Annotated in this window: 14 protein-coding genes and 1 tRNA gene; 9 read left to right on the top strand and 6 right to left on the bottom strand. The window is 71.2% G+C overall.

The genetic code is table 11. The annotated features are described in order from the left end of the window. Positions 1-29 precede the first annotated feature (29 nt). Positions 30-1,133 carry a sugar-binding protein gene (locus EDF28_RS05140; protein ID WP_123937388.1) on the top strand — a complete coding sequence of 368 codons (1,104 nt, stop codon included), beginning with the start codon at positions 30-32 and terminating at the stop codon, positions 1,131-1,133. 163 nt (positions 1,134-1,296) lie between these two features. On the opposite strand, the gene EDF28_RS05135 is transcribed toward EDF28_RS05140, so the two are convergent. The 3 genes from EDF28_RS05135 to dcd form a co-directional block, all read right to left on the bottom strand. After that, the gene (locus EDF28_RS05135; RefSeq protein ID WP_123937387.1) at positions 1,297-1,644 is read right to left on the bottom strand and encodes a DUF86 domain-containing protein; all 348 of its coding nucleotides are present in this window, start codon (positions 1,642-1,644) and stop codon (positions 1,297-1,299) included. Further along, a complete protein-coding gene (locus EDF28_RS05130) occupies positions 1,641-2,156 on the bottom strand; it encodes a helix-turn-helix domain-containing protein (protein WP_185094133.1) in 516 nt (171 codons plus the stop codon). Before EDF28_RS05130 ends, EDF28_RS05135 begins: the two co-directional genes overlap by 4 nt. A 122-nt stretch (positions 2,157-2,278) precedes the next feature. Next, on the bottom strand, positions 2,279-2,866 hold the full coding sequence (gene dcd, locus EDF28_RS05125) for a dCTP deaminase (protein ID WP_123339996.1): 588 nt from the start codon (positions 2,864-2,866) through the stop codon (positions 2,279-2,281). Between the two features lie 89 nt (positions 2,867-2,955). On the opposite strand from dcd, the gene EDF28_RS05120 reads away from it, so the two are divergent. The 3 genes from EDF28_RS05120 (at position 2,956) to EDF28_RS05110 (ending at position 6,926) form a co-directional block, all read left to right on the top strand. After that, positions 2,956-4,050, top strand: coding sequence for a GNAT family N-acetyltransferase (locus EDF28_RS05120; protein WP_185094132.1), 1,095 nt, complete (start codon positions 2,956-2,958; stop codon positions 4,048-4,050). A 9-nt stretch (positions 4,051-4,059) separates the two neighbouring features. Next, a complete protein-coding gene (locus EDF28_RS05115; protein ID WP_123937384.1) occupies positions 4,060-4,758 on the top strand; it encodes a DUF6882 domain-containing protein in 699 nt (232 codons plus the stop codon). A 107-nt stretch (positions 4,759-4,865) separates the two neighbouring features. Next, entirely contained in the window at positions 4,866-6,926 is a 2,061-nt protein-coding gene (locus EDF28_RS05110) for a cytochrome c oxidase assembly protein (RefSeq protein ID WP_123937383.1), read from the top strand. Between the two features lie 73 nt (positions 6,927-6,999). Here EDF28_RS05110 and EDF28_RS05105 read toward each other — a convergent pair whose 3' ends face one another. The 3 genes from EDF28_RS05105 to EDF28_RS05095 form a co-directional block, all read right to left on the bottom strand. Next, on the bottom strand, positions 7,000-9,990 hold the full coding sequence (locus EDF28_RS05105) for an Ig-like domain repeat protein (RefSeq protein ID WP_123937382.1): 2,991 nt from the start codon (positions 9,988-9,990) through the stop codon (positions 7,000-7,002). A gap of 232 nt (positions 9,991-10,222) precedes the next feature. Beyond that, positions 10,223-10,570 carry a hypothetical protein gene (locus EDF28_RS05100; protein ID WP_123293483.1) on the bottom strand — a complete coding sequence of 116 codons (348 nt, stop codon included), beginning with the start codon at positions 10,568-10,570 and terminating at the stop codon, positions 10,223-10,225. Beyond that, positions 10,560-11,708 (bottom strand): DUF6177 family protein, encoded by a 1,149-nt coding sequence (locus EDF28_RS05095; RefSeq protein ID WP_123937381.1) that lies wholly within the window; start codon positions 11,706-11,708, stop codon positions 10,560-10,562. Before EDF28_RS05095 ends, EDF28_RS05100 begins: the two co-directional genes overlap by 11 nt. A gap of 198 nt (positions 11,709-11,906) precedes the next feature. On the opposite strand from EDF28_RS05095, the gene EDF28_RS05090 reads away from it, so the two are divergent. From EDF28_RS05090 to EDF28_RS05070, 5 genes are all read left to right on the top strand, one after another. Then, positions 11,907-11,980 (top strand) — tRNA-Gly (locus EDF28_RS05090). A 14-nt stretch (positions 11,981-11,994) separates the two neighbouring features. Beyond that, the gene (locus tag EDF28_RS05085; RefSeq protein WP_123293481.1) at positions 11,995-12,612 is read left to right on the top strand and encodes a GntR family transcriptional regulator; all 618 of its coding nucleotides are present in this window, start codon (positions 11,995-11,997) and stop codon (positions 12,610-12,612) included. Positions 12,613-12,793: 181 nt separating this feature from the next. After that, positions 12,794-14,242 (top strand): MFS transporter, encoded by a 1,449-nt coding sequence (locus EDF28_RS05080; protein WP_260154537.1) that lies wholly within the window; start codon positions 12,794-12,796, stop codon positions 14,240-14,242. An 80-nt stretch (positions 14,243-14,322) separates the two neighbouring features. Beyond that, positions 14,323-15,225, top strand: a complete 903-nt coding sequence (locus EDF28_RS05075; RefSeq protein WP_123937380.1) for an ABC transporter substrate-binding protein — start codon at positions 14,323-14,325, stop codon at positions 15,223-15,225. Continuing rightward, complete coding sequence (locus tag EDF28_RS05070) at positions 15,222-16,232, top strand: ornithine cyclodeaminase family protein (protein ID WP_123937379.1); 1,011 nt, start codon at positions 15,222-15,224, stop codon at positions 16,230-16,232. The genes EDF28_RS05075 and EDF28_RS05070 overlap by 4 nt, the downstream gene beginning before the upstream one ends. Positions 16,233-16,256 lie beyond the last annotated feature (24 nt).

Below are 16,256 nucleotides of genomic sequence, written 5' to 3'. Positions count from 1 at the left end.
CACCACCTCAACGAAGAGAAAGCACTCTCATGCGCAAGAAGCTCATCGCCGGCATCGGTCTGGCACTCGTCGCGGGCCTGGCCCTCAGCGGCTGCTCGGCTCGTGGCACCTCCGACTCGGGCGACGGCTCCGGCTCGTCCATCAAGAAGGGCGACCTCATCGGCGTCGCCCTGCCGGCCAAGACCTCGCAGAACTGGGTGCTCGCGGGCGCCGCGTTCAAGAAGTCGATCGAGGACGCCGGCTTCAAGGCCGACATCCAGTACGCCAACGCCGGCAACCCGGTCCCCGACCAGCAGTCGCAGATCTCGGGCATGGTCACCAAGGGTGCGAAGGCGATCATCATCGGTGCTGCCGACGGTTCGCAGCTCGGCTCGCAGGTCAAGGCCGCCAAGGCCCAGGGCACGACCGTCATCGCCTGGGACCGCAACATCCTGAACACGAAGAACGTCGACTACTACGTCGCATTCAACAACTTCAAGGTCGGCCAGCTGCAGGCCCAGGCACTGCTCAAGGGCCTCGAGGAGAAGAAGGGCGACGGACCGTACAACGTCGAGCTCTTCGCCGGTTCGCCGGACGACGCCAACGCCACCGTGTTCTTCAACGGTGCGATGGACGTCCTGCAGCCGAAGATCGACGACGGCACGCTCAAGGTCGTCTCGGGTCAGACCACGTTCGCCAAGGTGAACACGCAGGGCTGGCTCGCGCAGAAGGCCCAGTCGCGCATGACCGACCTGCTGGCCCAGTACTACACGGGTGACACCAAGCTCGACGGCGTCCTGTCGCCGAACGACACCCTCGCCCGTGCGATCCTCACCGCGACCAAGGCCGCCGGCAAGGACAACCCCGTCGTGACCGGGCAGGACTCGGAGACCGCTTCGATCCCGCTCATCATGAAGGGCACGCAGTACTCGACGATCTACAAGAACACCACGGAAGAGGCCCAGGCGGCCATCGACCTGGTGTCCGACCTCGCCGACGGCAAGACCCCGAAGACGACCAAGGACAAGAACAACGACAACGGTTCGAAGGTCGTCCCGGCCGTCGAGCTGACGCCGATCCTGGTCACGAAGGACAACGCGGTCGAGGCCTACAAGGGCAACGACACCCTCGAGGAGCTCGCCAAGAAGGGCTGATCTCCCCTGCTCACACGGACGGCCCCGTCTCGCTTCGGCGAGACGGGGCCGTCCTGCGTCGTCGTGGGGCCGGCCACGGTCGGACGGGAGGCCCGGGGCACGTCGTGATCCGTGCCTCCCGTCCGCCGTGCACGCACGTCCGGTGCCCGCGCGACCCGCCGGGTCAGGGCTGGGTCGCGCGCAACCGCCGCGCCGCGTCGGCCAGGTGCGGCACGTCCGTGTGGGCCGTGCCGAACACCACCGCGCGAGTGGTGTCGAAGTAGCGCCGGGTCAGCCGGTCGCCGAGGTCGGACACCCGCGACCACGGGATGTCCGGCTCGCTCGCGGTGACGGTGCTCGGCAGGACACGGACCGCCTCGCCGATCTCGACCAGCCGCATCCGGACGGCGTCGTGCACCAGGTCCTCGGGCAGCCGCTCGTCGCCGACGTACCGGCCGATGGCCTCGCACGCGCCGATGACGTCGTCGAGTCGGTCGCCGACCAGCCGGGGCGTCACCGGTTCCTGGCTCACAGCGGCACCGCGCGTCGGACGACCTCGGGACTCATGCCGGCGGCGTCCACGACGTCGACGCGCACGCCGAGCAGTCGCTCGGCGCCGTCCTGGATGCGCATGAGCGCGAAGATGCCGAGCCCGGCGTCGACGTCGATCATCAGGTCGACGTCGCTGCCCGGGCCGTCGTCCCCACGGGCGACGCTGCCGAACAACCGGGGGTTCCGGCCACCGAACCGCTCGACGACGGCGATCAGGTCCTGCCGCGCGGCGGCGACGCGTTCACGCAGCGGCGGTGGGTCCTCGACCGGGAGCAGGTCGATCGACGTGGTGAAGCCCGCGGCCCGGAGCATGCGCTGGAGTGCGGCGAGCGAGGGTTCGCGTCGGCCGTTCTCGTACGTGCTGATGACGCTCTGCGTGACGCCGGCGCGGCGGGCGAGCTGCACCTGCGTCAGTTCGGCGCGGTCACGGGCGTCACGGATGAGCGCGGCCGCCGACACCGTGGGCGCCGGACGTGGAGGGACTACGGACATGCTGCAACGATACACAGAATGCGACATTTCGTCCGCCGGGAGACATGGCGGTGTCGACTCGGAACGACGTCATCGATATCGCACGACGTCGTTGACGTCGTTCCGGGTCGGGTGAACCGCGGTCAGGGGCGCGCTGAGACGTCCGCGCGGTGGAAGTTCTGCGCCGAGCGCGACGGGGTCGGCCCACGCTGGCCCTGGTAGCGCGACTGGTACTCGGCCGAGCCGTACGGCTTCTCGGCAGGGCTGGACAGCTGGAAGAAGCACAGCTGCCCGATCTTCATGCCGGGCCAGAGCTTGATCGGCAGCGTCGCGACGTTCGACAGCTCGAGCGTCACGTGGCCGGAGAACCCGGGGTCGATGAACCCCGCGGTCGAGTGGGTCAGCAGGCCGAGGCGTCCGAGCGAGCTCTTGCCCTCGAGCCGTGCGGCGATGTCGTCGGGCAACGTGACGACCTCGTACGTCGAGCCGAGCACGAACTCGCCGGGGTGCAGCACGAAGGCCTCGTCCGGGTCGGTCTCGACCAGCCGGGTCAGGTCGGGCTGGTCGACCGCCGGGTCGATGTGCGGGTACTTGTGGTTGTCGAACAGCCGGAAGAACTTGTCGAGCCGGACGTCGATGCTCGACGGCTGGACGAGCGAGGCGTCGTGGGGGTCGAGACCGATCCGGCCCTCGGCGAGCTGGGCGGTGATGTCGCGATCGGAGAGCAGCACGCCGTGCAGCCTAGCGGCAGCGGACCCCCGCCGATATGCTGCGAGGCTGTCCGGGGCCGGGCGGCCTCGCACCGCTGGGAGGAACCGACATGACCGCGTACACCGTCCACGAACTCGTGGTCCCCGCCACGATGGACGACGGCCCGGGGACCGTGCGGGCGTTCCGCGAGTGGGTCGACGTGCAGAACCGCGCCGAGGTGTCGATCACCGGACTGCCGGAACTGCTCTGGACGCCCGAGGAACAACTGCCGTACCTGATCGACCCCGACGCGCCCAGCCGACTGTTCCTGGTCCGTGACGACGAGGGGGCCGCGGTGGGGGCCGGCTCGTACGAATCGAAGGCGGTCGCGGACGCCCCGAACTGCTGGATGGCGGTCAGCGTGGCGCCCGAGCACCGGCGCCGTGGCATCGGCACGCTCCTGGCCGAGCACGTCGAAGCGGTCGCGAGGCAGCAGGGCCGCACGCAGTGGAAGACGTACGCCGTGTCACGGCAGGTCGGCCCCGCAGCGGGCCCCGGGTACCTCCGTGCACCGACCGGGTTCGGCGTCGTGCCCGAGGACGAACCCGGAGCCCGGTTCCTGACGAGCCGGGGGTGGCGGTTCGGGCAGGTGAACCGGATCAGCCGTCTGGAGCTCCCGGCCGACCCCGATGCGCTCTCCGGCGTCCGCGCGGCGGCGACGCGGGCGGCGGCCGACCGGTACCGCGTGCACACCTGGGCCGGACCGACTCCGTCCCGGTGGCAGACGGACGTCGCACTCCTCCTGACCCGGATGAGCACCGATGCCCCGGCCGGCGACATGGCCGAGCCCGAGGACGCCTGGACGGTCGATCGGCTCCGAACGCACGAGCAGCACCTCGACGACGGCCCGCGCACCATGCGCACCGTCGCCGTGGAGGACGTGTCGTCCGGCGGACTCGTCGGCTTCACCCAGCTCGCCGTCCCCGGGCCCGTGGTCCAGCCGGTGATGCAGGGCGACACCCTGGTGCTGCGTGAGCACCGCGGCCACCGGCTCGGGTGGCTGCTCAAGGTGGTCGGGATCGAGACGATCGAGCGCGACCACCCGGGGCACCCCTCGATCATCACCTTCAACGCCGAGGAGAACCGCCCGATGCTCGACGTGAACGAGGCCGTCGGGTTCGTGGGCGTCGGCAGCGAGGGGATCTGGGAACACCGCCCGGCGTAGGGTTCCCCCATGGCGCGCTCACGGGGGATGGACGATCTGGTAAGCGACGGGGTCTTCCTGGCCTGGGAGGCGCAGCTGCAGCTCGCCGACCGGTACGACGACCACGAACGCTGGAACGTCGACCTCGCCGCCGGCACCCTGCAGTTCGTCGGACCGCACCCGGGCGAGTTCCGGATCCAGCTCCTGGGGTCGGCCGCACCGGGGCCGCGCAGCTGGCTCTGGGGCTGGGCGAACCCGTCGCAGTACCCAGCGTCGGTGCTCGCCGCCGCGAACGCCACCCGCGCGCTGGGCGAACGGCTCGGCATCCCGGAACTCGTGCAGGGCGAGGTCCCGTTCGGCGAGCACCGGCAGGCCGACGCCGCAGACGCCGGGTACGAGTTCGCGTGGGACATGTCGATCGCGGCACGGCTGGCGACGGGTTCGTGGTTCGGCTTCGGCGGGCACGTCGGCGGAGGCTCCCGCCTCTGGGTGCTGTTCGAGGGCCTGCTGTTCGCGCCACCGACGGTCCCCCGGATGGTCCGGGTCTTCGGTGAGGGCCTGCAGACGACCGAGGTGCACGACCACCGCCGCGCTGTGGGGAGCTGGGCGTCGCTCCGCGGTGTCCCCTGGGACGGGCGCACGCTGACGTTGGCGGACGGGACCATCACGGTCGACTTCGACGAGCTGGGCCGGATCCGCGACCTGCAGGGGTCGTCGGCGCGAGCCTGAGGCGCACCGCAGCGCGCGCTGCGGACTGACACCCCGCCTCCAGACCGACCCGCCTACCATGGAGGGTCCGCGGTCTCGCGGACGCACGCGTCCCTGGAACAAGGTTGATGACCGTCACGTCCCCCGCAACCCAGCCTGGAGGCCCGGCGCCGGAATCCGCGCCCGTCACCGCGCGCACGTCCACCGTCGCGACCGTGCTGGTCGTCGCCATCCCGCTCGCGGTCGCGTGCTCGATCCTCGGCCTGACGATCACCGGAGCGTTCACCGCGAACCAGCAGCTGGTGTCCGCCGGCGACGTGGTCGAGTACGGCCTGCCGATCGCCCGCGTGGTGCACGACACCATGGCGGCGCTGACCGTCGGCCTGCTCATCGTCGCCGCGTTCGCGCTGCCGGCACAGAAGAAGGACCACCGGGCACTCTCGAGCGTGCAGCACCGCGCCACGCGCTGGGCGGCGGCGACCGGATCGATCTGGTTCCTCGCCGCGGCCGTCACCGTCGTGCTGACCGGCGCCAACACCCTCGGCGTCCCGCTCACCAGTCCGGTGTTCGCCCGCAACTTCATGCTGTTCGCGTTCCAGGTCGAGATCGGTCAGGCGCTCGTGGTCTCCGCGGCGGCGATCCTCATCGCGACCGTGCTCGCCGCGTTCGCCACCCGGGTCACGACGCTCGCCGTCGCCACCGTGTTCGGCCTCTTCGCCCTGCTCCCCCTGGCACTGTCCGGCCACGCCGCCGGCTCGCTCGAGCACGCCAACGCCGTGAACTCCCTCGCGATCCACCTGATCGGGGTGTGCGTCTGGGCCGGCGGGCTCGTCGCCGTCGTGCTGCTGCGCACCCGCACGAAGGGCGCGACCGGTCGGGTGGTCTCCCGCTACTCCACGCTGGCCGGGTGGTCGTTCGGCGCCGTCGCGTTCTCCGGCATCGTCAACGCCTCGCTGCGGCTGACCGGTCCGCTCGACCTCGTCACCACCCCGTACGGCGCACTCATCACGGTCAAGGCCGTCATCCTGGTGCTGCTCGGTGTCGCCGGCGTCGTGCAGCGCCGCAAGCTGGTGCCCGGGCTGCTCCGCGCGCCGCTCGACCGCCGTCGGTTCACCCGGTTCGCGCTCGCCGAGATCGTGTTCATGGCCGTGGCGATCGGCGTCTCGGTGGCCGTGTCCCGCTCGCAGCCGCCGATCCCGCAGACGCCCGAGACCGGTGAGGACACCCGCTCCGGCCTGATCGGGTTCCCGTTCCCGCCGGCCCAGACGATGCACACGTACCTGACGCAGTGGCACATCGACTGGGTGTGGCTCGGGCTCGCCGTCGTCGGTGCCGTCTGGTACCTGCTCGCCGTGCGGAAGCTCCGGAAGCGCGGCGACAAGTGGCCCGTCGGGCGCACCATCGCGTGGGTCATCGGCTGCGCCCTGTTCATCTGGACCACGTCGGCCGGACCGGCCGTGTACGGCATGATCCACTTCTCGTCGCACATGGTCCAGCACATGCTGCTCATGATGTTCGTGCCGCTGCCGCTCGTGCTCGGCGGTCCGGTGCTGCTCGCCATGCGCACCCTGCCGGTCCGCAACGACGGTTCCCGCGGGGCCCGCGAGTGGCTCATGCTCTTCGTGCACTCGCGGTACATGCAGTTCATGGGGAAGCCCGCCGTCGCTGGTGTGATCTTCGCCGGGTCGCTCGTGGTGTTCTACTTCACGCCGGCGTACCAGGCGGCGATGCAGTCGCACGAGTGGCACGTCGCGATGGTCGTCCACTTCGTGCTGAGCGGCTACCTGTTCTTCTGGGTGTTCGTCGGCGTCGACCCGGGGCCGAAGCGCCCGCCGTACCCGATCCTGATCATCGCGCTGCTGGCCACCCTGGCCTTCCACGCGTTCTTCGGCGTCGCCGTGATGACCTCGCAGTCGGTGTTCGCGATCGACTGGTTCCACGCTCTCGGGCAGACGAACGACGCCGCCCTGCTCGACGACCAGCACACCGGCGGCGGGATCGCCTGGGGTGCCTCCGAGCTGCCGATGGTCTTCGTCGCGCTGCTCGTGGTGCGGAACTGGATCCGCACGGACAAGCGCGACGCGAAGCGGCTCGACCGCAAGGCCGAACGCGACGGCGACGCCGACCTGAAGGCGTACAACGAACGTCTGGCGGCGATCAACGCGTCCGACACCGCGCGCCGCGACTGACGGACACCAGGCGCACGAACAGGACGGCGCCCCGGGCATCTGCCCGGGGCGCCGTCCTCGTCCGTGCGGCCGGTTACTCCGCGGTGGTGTCGGCGACCGTGCCGCGAGCGGCCCGGGTGCGACGGACCATCAGGAGCACCAGGCCCGCGATGAGCAGTGCTGCCGCCAGTGCCATCGCGGTGCCCACGGCCACGGGCGAACCCGTGAACGCGAGCGCACCGGTGGTGGTCGGCGCAGGCGTGGCGGACGCCGTGGCCGACGCCGACGGGGCGATCGGTGCGGCCGTCGCCGAGGGGTCGGCGGAGTCCGACGGTCCCGGGGCGGGCGCCGAGGTCTCCGGCGTGGTCGGCTCGTCGGTCGGCTCCGGCGTCGGCTCGACGGCGGGGAGCGCCGCGACGACGACCTCGAGCGTGCTGCTCGACGCGGCGAACGACGCGTCACCGCTGTAGGCAGCCGTGACCGTGTTCGTGCCGACCGGCAGGGCGTCGGTCTCGCAGGTCGTCTCGGGCAGCGTGACGGTGCACAGGACGGAGCCGTCCGCGGCCGTGAAGGTCACGGTGCCGGTCGCGCCGACGGGCAGGCCGGACGCGGTCAGGCGGACCTTCGAGCCGACGACCGGAGCCGTCGCGTCGGTGCTCGCCACGAGGGCCGTCGACTGCGCGGTCACGACCAGCTCGAACGGCGCACCGTCGGCGGCCTCGTAGTTGTCGTCGCCGCTGTAGTGGGCGTGCACGGTGTACTTGCCACCCGGCAGGTCGGACGGGATCGCGCACGTGGTGTCGGGCAGCGTCGCGGTGCACAGGACGGTGCCGTCGTCGGTGACGTACTCGATGGTGCCGGTGGCGTCCTCGGGCACGTTCGGGGTGTCGAGCGTGGTGGTCTCGCCGTGCGTGACCGTCACCGTGGTGTCGGGTGCGGTCGGCTCGCCGCCGTCGCTCGGGTCACCGCCGTCGCTCGGGTCGCCACCACCGGTACCGGGCTGGGTGCCGATGGTCGTCGAGGCCTTGCGGACCGTCAGGTCCACTGCGACCGAGGTCGAGCCGGCGTGCAGCGCGTCGCCGGAGTAGACGGCGGTCACCGTGTGCGTGCCGGCACCGAGGCCCTCGGCCACGCAGCTCGTGTCGGGGAGCGTCGCCGTGCACAGGACGGTGGAGCCCTCGCGGTACTCGACCGTGCCGGTCGGCGCGGCGACCGTCTCCGAGCCGGAGCCCAGGCCGGTGACGTCGAGCGTGATCTGCTCGCCGTACGCAGCGGACGTCGGGGTCGACTCGACCGCGACGGCCGTCGGCACCTTGGTCGCGGTGAGCGCACCCGTGCCGGACGCAGCGGTGTGGTCCGCGTCACCCTCGTAGGTCGCGGTGACCCCGCTGGTGCCGACCGTCGACGTCGTCGTGTCGCACGAGGCCGCACCGTCGACGATCGTCGCCGTGCAGAGCACCGCGCCGGTCTCGGTGTCGGTGTCGGTGAACGTGACGGTGCCGGTCGGCGCGGTCGCACCGGTCTTCGCGGACGACGCGACCTGGGCGGTCAGCGTGACCGTGTCGCCCACGGTCGCGGTGGCGTCGGCGACCGTGAGCGTCGTGCCCTGCGGCTCGACGGTCAGGCCGCGGGTGACGGTGACCGCCTCGGCGTCGGTCGACGCCACGACGGTGGAGATCGTCGCGGTGCGCGCTGCGCCCGTGACCGAGTACGGGATGGAGAGGGTGGGCAGCTCGGCGCCCGGGGCGAGGGGCGATCCGGCGTCGACGGCCTGGTCGCACGTGACGACCTGCCCGACGGGCGGCTGGCAGGTCCAGCCCGCACCGGTCACACCGGAGACGTCGGGCGTGACGCCCGCCGGGAACGTGGTGGTCGTGCGCACGAGCTGCGACTCGGAGCCACCGTCAGCGGAGACGGTGGGGGTGACCGTGTACGCGCCGGAACCGGCGTGCGCGACGGTGGCCGTGCCTCCCGTGCTGGCGGTCAGCACCGGCACCGGACCGGCAGCCGTCGTGGTGCGGAGGTAGTTGACCTCGTGGATGTCGTTCTGTCCGCCGGTACCCGCGACCCAGCCGTAGGTGAGCTTGTAGGGGTAGCCGGTGGCGGGGTCGACCCACGACGGGTCGACGTTCGCGGCGTTGCCGGTGGTGAGCTTCGGCAGCGCGCCACGGACGACCTGCTGCGAGCCGCCGATGGACGTGAAGACGACCGCGTACTGACCGGCGGGAACGGACACCGCGGTGTTCTCCTGCGCGGCGAGCGCCGACGACGTCGGGTTGATCACGATCTCGACGGGCACCTTGGCCTGCGCACGGTCGGTGACGCCGGTCTTGTTGAGCGACCCGTTGACCACGGTGCGGGACTGCACGCAGTAGCCGGTGCCGCCGTCGCCGGGGCCTCGGACGGTCACGGCGTTCGCCGTGAGGCTGCCGTTGGTCGCTTGGTCGGACTCGCACCCGGTGCCACCGAACTGGCGGTTGCCGAAGTTGCCGTAGCGGTCGAGGCCGATGCCGAGGTACGCGTGGGACAGACCCTGCGCGTTGTTCGTCGTGCTCGCGCTGTAGCCGAGCGAACCGCCCAGGTAGCCGATCTTCGCCGGCACGGTCGGGTTGTACGGGTCGGTCGCGGCGAGGTAGAAGACGATGCCGTCGGCCGAGGAGCCGTTGTACTGGTAGCTGTCGAAGACCGCGTCGATGCCCTTCGTGATCGGCACGGACTGCTTCGCACCGAGGCCACCGGCCTGGTTGTTCACCGCACCGGTCAGGCGGAGCGCGCCGCTGCCGTCGGCGTCCGTGGCGCCCGCACAGGTCGGGATCGAGCCGGTGTTCGCCGAACCGGCTGCGGGCTTCGCCGTGAGGCACGCGACGTTCGCGGCACCGGACTGCGTCGACGGCAGGATGTAGGCGTCGCCGGCGCTCGCGCCGGTGAACCCCTCGTTCACGAAGGTGGTCTGCGCGGGTGCCGCGGCGGACGCGGTGGTCGCTCCGACCCCGACGAGCGCGACGCCCGCGAGACCGGCGACGACCACGCCGGTGAGGATCTTGCGAGCGCGCGCGACGGCGCGCCCCTGGTGGTGTGTACGCACTGGAGCCCTGTTCAGTGAGAAGGGTGCCGACGAGGAGCGTGCTCGCCCGGCTCGTCGGCTCGGGTCCTCACACCGTAGAGCGGCTCTGGGTACTCACGGGTCTCGAAACGTGAGTTCTCACCACAACTGGGGGCAGGGCGTGGCCGATCCGCGCGACGAGTCGCTCCGGCAGGCGTGGCGTCCGGCAGTCGTCGCGTCCGGCGGACGTCGCCGGCCGGCCGCGTCGGCTCCGTCAGTCGCCGTGGACGATGCAGACCGCGTCGAGGTCGAGTGCGGCCTCGAGCGCCGCCGAGATCCCGGACTCGCCGTCGGCCCCGGCGGGGGTGACGGTGTCGACCCACCACAGTGGAGTCGCGATCGTGGGAGCGTCCGGCAGGATCCGCTCGACCTCGTCGAACGAGTCCACCCGCCGCACCCCGAGCACGGTGATCACCGGGTGCGTGGCGTCGCGGCAGACCTGCAGCATCGGGCCGTCGTCGAGGGCTCGGACACCCCAGGACTCGTCGTGCAGGAGCAGCGCCTCGGCGACCTCCCGCGGCTCGACCGGCTGGCGGCAGAGGATGGTGACGTCACGCGGCACCGTGACCGCCTGCCACCCGGGCGTCCCGCACGTGTCCGTCGAGCGTGCCCTCGTCGTGGGCCGGGTCGAGGGGCGCTCCGCCGACGAGCTGCAGGAAGCGGTCCTCGTCGATGCGGTCGAGGAAGGACTCGAGGGCTTCCCAGCCGTCCTCGAAGCGGACGATCATGCCGCCGTCGACGATGTCGCTGTCAGCGGCACCGGTGTCGCCTGCTCCGGACGGGCCGCCCGCCCCGGACCGGTCGCCTGCCCCGGACCGGGTGCCGAACGTCGCCGTCGTGGTGCGCGGTGGCGGCCAGACCCCGTCGCGGTCCAGGAACTCGGAGGCTTCGGGTCCGACGACGACGGCGAGCGGCGACGGCTCGCCGTGCGACACCGCGCGGATCAGGTGGTCGGCGTCCCCCCGGCGCTGCATCACCACACCGAAGACGGGCACGACCTGGTCGGCGACCTGCTGCACGGCGTCGAACAGGCGGTTCGCGAGCTCCGGGTCGGTGTTCTCCTCGGGCACGGTCAAGACGGCGGACATCGTCTCGACGACGACGCCACCGACCAGGTGGGCGGTCATCGTGGCAGAGAAGCCCTCGCCGACGGCGTACGAGGTCGACACCCCGGGTGCCTCGTGCTTGGCGTACTGCGTGACGACCCATCGGTCCCACGGAACGGTGAGCGGTTCGGCGGTGCCCCAGCGGGTGGGGCAGGTGCCGACGGTGTGGCACAGGGCCTCGATCGCGGACCCCATGTCCACGGCACGCTCGGCGTGGTGGCGGAGCGTCAGGTCGATGCTGATCTGGCGGACGGAGTCGGCTGCGACCGGGTGCTCGGGAGACGGTGTGCCGACGAGTTCGGGGCCGCGGTGCACGAAGTCCTCGATGCCCGAGGCTGCCGCACCCGTCCGGCCGTCGCGCAGTGTCCCGTCGAAGTCGGCGACTGCCCACGCGGCACCGTAGGCACCGAGCGCGTGCCGCAGGGCGGGGGTGATCGCGGATTCGCGCCCGGTCCGCAGCACGACCATGCGGCCGGCGTCCGCCGACCGGCGGAGCAGTGAGGCGAGCGCGTCCGTCAGCCACACGACCGGCGAGGCGGACTCGACCACGATGGCGGGACCGACCACGTCGTCGATGAGGGGATGCCTGACCATCCGGTCCTCCTCGGGTTCTTCGGCGCTGGAACTCCCTGGACGGTACACACGAGGACGACACCTGTCCGTCAGGCTGGCGTGCTCACAGCGGAGACTCGGGAGGCCCGGCACACGCCCGACAGGAGGCGTACGGTGCGCGGTCGGCTGGCTTCCAGGCGAGAATCCGCTAGGCTTGCCGAGTCCCGTTCTGCGGGGTGCGCGAGTGTAGTTCAATGGTAGAACTCCAGCTTCCCAAGCTGGTAGCGCGGGTTCGATTCCCGTCACTCGCTCCAACTAGCATCGTGCTGTGGAGTCCAAGCCGGCATCTGTCCTCAAGGCGATCAGGGCCGAGATCATCGCCGGCACGCTCGCACGTGGCTCCCGGCTGAAGGAAGACGCCCTCGCCGAACGCTTCGGCGTCTCGCGGGTCCCCGTGCGCGAAGCACTCCGGCAGCTCGAGACCGAGGGGTTCGTCGAGTCCGAGAAGTTCAAGGGCGTCCGGGTCGCCGACTCCTCGACCGAGGTGGTCATCGAGCTCATGCAGATCCGCCGAGGACTCGAGGTCCTGGCCGCCGAGCTCGCCGCCCGTCGCCAGGGTGGCGAGTGCGCCGACCTGCTCCGTGCCGTCGGTCGCGAACAACGGTCCGACCAAGAGGTCGAGGCCGCGCAGTCACCGCGGTTCGCGTTCCACGGGCTGGTGGCACGAGCCTCGGGGAACAGCCGGCTCGAGACGATGATCGACCACCTCATCCACCAGACGGCGTGGGCGTTCGAGCGGGTCACGCAGGACGAGGTGGCATCGAGCAGCGATGACCACACCGCCGTCGCCGGCGCGATCCTGCGCGGCGCCTCGGTGCAGGCAGGGCTGCTGATGGACGAGCACCTGCGCCGCGACGAAGCGATCTACCGGGCCCTGAACCCGTAAGAACGTATACAAAACAGCCCGCGAGCTTGGCGCGGCCCCGTCTGCATGCTTGAATATCCAGGTGATTCAGGCAGCCGTAACGAACCGTCTCGTGTTCGAAACCAGCCCGAAACAGCTTTTCGTATACAAAAGAGTGACCGCACGGTGCACCCACCTCACTCTTCCCCCGCTGGAGTTACGAATGACTGCTGTAACCCGCTCCACCGCACCAACCCAAACCGCTTCCGCTGCCCGAACCGAAGGCGGCATCGGATCCGCCCTCGACTCGATCGGCTTCACCCGGGCCCAGTTCTGGGTCCTCATGCTCATCCTCGCCGGGGAGTTCTTCGACACGCTCGAGCAGAACTCCGTCGGCGCCATGGCCACCAACATCAAGGCCTCGCTCGCCATCGGCGACGTCCAGCTCTCCACGATCAACACCGCCACCGTCCTGGGTGGGCTGGTCGGCCGGTTCCTGGCCGGCTGGCTCGCCGACAAGTACGGTCGGCGGTTCTCACTCGGGCTCAACCTGCTCGTCTACACGCTCGGCGGCCTCCTCAGCGCCGTCTCCTTCAACTTCGACATGCTGCTCGTCAGCCGGTTCATCGTCGGGATCGGCGTCGGCGGCGAGTTCATGATCGGCATCGCGATGCTGTCCGAGATGGTGGCCACGAAGTACCGTGGCGGCCTCATCGCGACCATCAACGTCGGCGCCGGCGGCATCGGCAACTTCATCTCCTACGGCCTGTTCCTGCTGCTGCTCGGCCCGCTGGCCGCCCCGCTCGGTGGTGACGACCACGTCTGGCGCTGGACGTTCGTGATCCTCGCGATCCCAGCCCTGTTCGTCGTCCTGTACCGCCGCAAGCTGCCCGAGACGCCTCGCTGGCTGCTGTCGAAGGGGCGGGTCGACGAAGCGAACCGTTCGCTCGCGGTCCTCGCCTCGAACACGCTCACCCCGCCCGCCGACGCCGCTCCCCCGGTGCGCCTGACGCCGGCCGACCTGCCGCCGGTCGCTCTGCACTCGTCGCCCGCAGCGGTGTTCCACAAGCTGGTGCTCCGCCGGACGATCGCCATCGGCGTCGCCTCGTGGATGGCCTTCGGTGTGCAGGTCACGCTGAACTTCCTGATGCCGACCCTGCTCGTCGAGCGTGGGTACACCGTGTCGCAGAGCCTGCTCTACACGATGATCATGAACATCGGATCCCTCCTCGGGTGCACGGCAGCGGCGCTCCTCGCCAACCGCGTCGGACGACGGCCCCTCATCGCCGTCGCGGGGATCCTCGGCTGCCTCACCGCCCTGGCGTTCGCGGCCTTCGGCAACGACACCGCCGCGATCCTGGTGCTCGGTGCCCTGTTCCAGTTCTTCACGATGCTGACGAACACCACCCTCGCGGCGTGGACCGCCGAGGTCTACCCGACCGCGATCCGTGCTTCCGGCGCCTCGATCGTCAACGGCATCGGCAACATCGCCGGAGCGGTCATGCCGTTCGCCGCGATCGCGCTGTACGGCTCGTGGGCCTTCGCCGGCGTCTTCGGACTCGCCGCCGTCATGTACGCGGTCCTCGTGGTCGCGTCACGCTTCGCCCCGGAGACCCGCGGCCGGTCGCTCGAGGACGTCAACGAGAACGCCCTCACGACCACCACCGCCTGACCCACCTGACCACCCGCACCAACCGCACCACCCCGGTGGGCCGGACACCCCGGCCCACCACCCCACGATCGGAGAACACCATGGACACCCTCAAGATCTCGGCGACCGCGAACGGCCTCAACTACCTGCCCGAGTACGTCGCCGACGTCGGCGGTCTGTTCGCCGAGCGCGGCCTGTCCGTCACCGCGAAGGCCTGCGACCCGTGGACCGGCGTCCTCGACGACATCGACTCGCACGAGGCCGACCTCGCCCTCGGCGGTCTCTGGGTCCCCGCGATGTACGCCGGGACCCCGCGGAAGCTCTCCGTCGTGGGGCAGCTCAACCACGGGTTCCCGATGACCATCGTCGCCCGCGACGAGACGACCCCGATCACGCTGGACTGGCTCGCCGGCAAGGTCGTCCTGGCGCCCGGTGCCGGCGGCAGCGCCCCGTACGAGTTCACGGCCGGACTCGTCCGCGAGGCCGGGTTCGACGTCGCGGCGACCCGCTTCGTCCGCGACCTGTCGACCGCGATGCTCATCGAGCTGTACCAGGGCGGGCTCGGTGACGCGATCATCCTCGACCTCGTCTCCGCCCAGGAACTCGTCGCCGCCGGTGGGGGCACGATCGTCTTCCGGCACCTCGACGCCGGTGGCGTGATGCCGAACAGCGTCTACTACACGCGCACGGACCGCATCGACGAACTCGGCGACCGGGTCGACCGGTTCATGGACGGCATCGCCGCCGCGATGGCCAAGATCACCGCGGGCGACGCCGACGCCGAGATCGCGGCCGTGCTCGCCGCCCGGTGGCCGGAGAAGGACGCCGCCCTGCTGCGACGGGCCGCCGACGAGATGGCTGCCGGGGGCGTCTGGGACTCCGCGGTCGTCGACCGCGATGCCTCCGACCGCTGGATGCGCATCCTGTTCGACGGTGGCCTCACGACCCACACCCCGTCGCTCGAGGAGCTGCTCGGCGCCTCGACCGCCGTCACCGCGTCGTGACCGTCGTCCTCGGCGCTGCCGACGTCGCCGGTCTCATCGACGCCGTCGACGTCGTCGGGGCCGTGGAGGCCGTCCACGCCGACCTCGGGACCGGCGCGATGCAGCAGCCGGCCCCGGTCGCCCTGACCGGCGCCGACGACGCGCTCTTCCTGCCGATGGCCGTGCGCTCCGACCGGCTCGGGCTCGTCGCCGTCAAGCTGATGGCCGACATCCCCGACAACGGTGCGCGAGGGCTGCCGTCGCAGCGCTCCACGATCCTGGTGTCCTCCTCGGTCACCGGCGAGTGCGTCGCCGTGCTCGACGGCATGACGATCACCCGGGCGCGGACCGCGGCGACGACCGTCGTCGCGACGAAGCACCTCGCCCGCTCGGGCAGCCGGACCCTCGGGATCCTCGGCGCGGGCAACCTCGCCGTCGAGCACGTCCGTGCCTTCGAGGCGACGCGACCGTTCGAGCGGATCGTCCTGTGGTCCCGGTCGTCGGGGACGGTCACCCGGTTCCTCGAGGCCGTCGGACCGGACGTGGCCCGGCGGTGCGTGGTCGCGCCGGAGGTCCGTCGCGTGGTCGAGGAGGCCGACGTGCTCTGCACCCTGACGCCCTCGGTCGACCCGATCGTCCGCGGCGCCTGGTTGCACGCCGGCCAGCACGTGAACGCGGTCGGGGCCCGGCCCCGCCCGACGCACCGGGAGCTCGACGGCGCGGCGATGGGGCGCGGCACGCTCTTCGTCGACAGCCGGGCCACCGCCTGGACGAAGTCGGGTGACCTGCTCGAGGCCGTGGTCGAGGGGGCGGTCCCGCAGGACCTCCACCCGGCGGAACTCGGCGAGGTCATCGCCGGACGCGCACCCGGCAGGACCGGGGACGACGAGATCACCGTGTTCGACTCGGTCGGGCTCGGCGCGCAGGACCTCGCCGTCGCTGCCCGGCTGATCGACCTCGCCCGCGAGCGGGGCGTCGGCACGCAGGTCTCCGTCGCCCGGGTCGGGGTGCCGGTTCCCGGCGTGTGACCAGGGTCGAGCGGCAGGGTGCTC

Origin of the sequence: Curtobacterium sp. PhB137, from assembly GCF_003814955.1 — a bacterium.
Lineage (GTDB): Bacteria > Actinomycetota > Actinomycetes > Actinomycetales > Microbacteriaceae > Curtobacterium.
The sequence above is the reverse complement of the archived record's forward strand: the minus strand, read 5'-3'. Positions and strand labels throughout refer to the sequence as shown.

Excerpts from the sequence above, each read along its gene's own strand:
- EDF28_RS05140 (WP_123937388.1), top strand. The coding sequence starts at position 30 with ATGCGCAAGAAGCTCATCGCCGGCATCGGTCTGGCACTCGTCGCGGGC.
- EDF28_RS05130 (WP_185094133.1), bottom strand. The coding sequence starts at position 2,156 with ATGTCCGTAGTCCCTCCACGTCCGGCGCCCACGGTGTCGGCGGCCGCG.
- EDF28_RS05120 (WP_185094132.1), top strand. The coding sequence starts at position 2,956 with ATGACCGCGTACACCGTCCACGAACTCGTGGTCCCCGCCACGATGGAC.
- EDF28_RS05115 (WP_123937384.1), top strand. The coding sequence starts at position 4,060 with ATGGCGCGCTCACGGGGGATGGACGATCTGGTAAGCGACGGGGTCTTC.
- EDF28_RS05110 (WP_123937383.1), top strand. The coding sequence starts at position 4,866 with ATGACCGTCACGTCCCCCGCAACCCAGCCTGGAGGCCCGGCGCCGGAA.
- EDF28_RS05095 (WP_123937381.1), bottom strand. The coding sequence starts at position 11,708 with ATGGTCAGGCATCCCCTCATCGACGACGTGGTCGGTCCCGCCATCGTG.
- EDF28_RS05080 (WP_260154537.1), top strand. The coding sequence starts at position 12,794 with ATGACTGCTGTAACCCGCTCCACCGCACCAACCCAAACCGCTTCCGCT.
- EDF28_RS05075 (WP_123937380.1), top strand. The coding sequence starts at position 14,323 with ATGGACACCCTCAAGATCTCGGCGACCGCGAACGGCCTCAACTACCTG.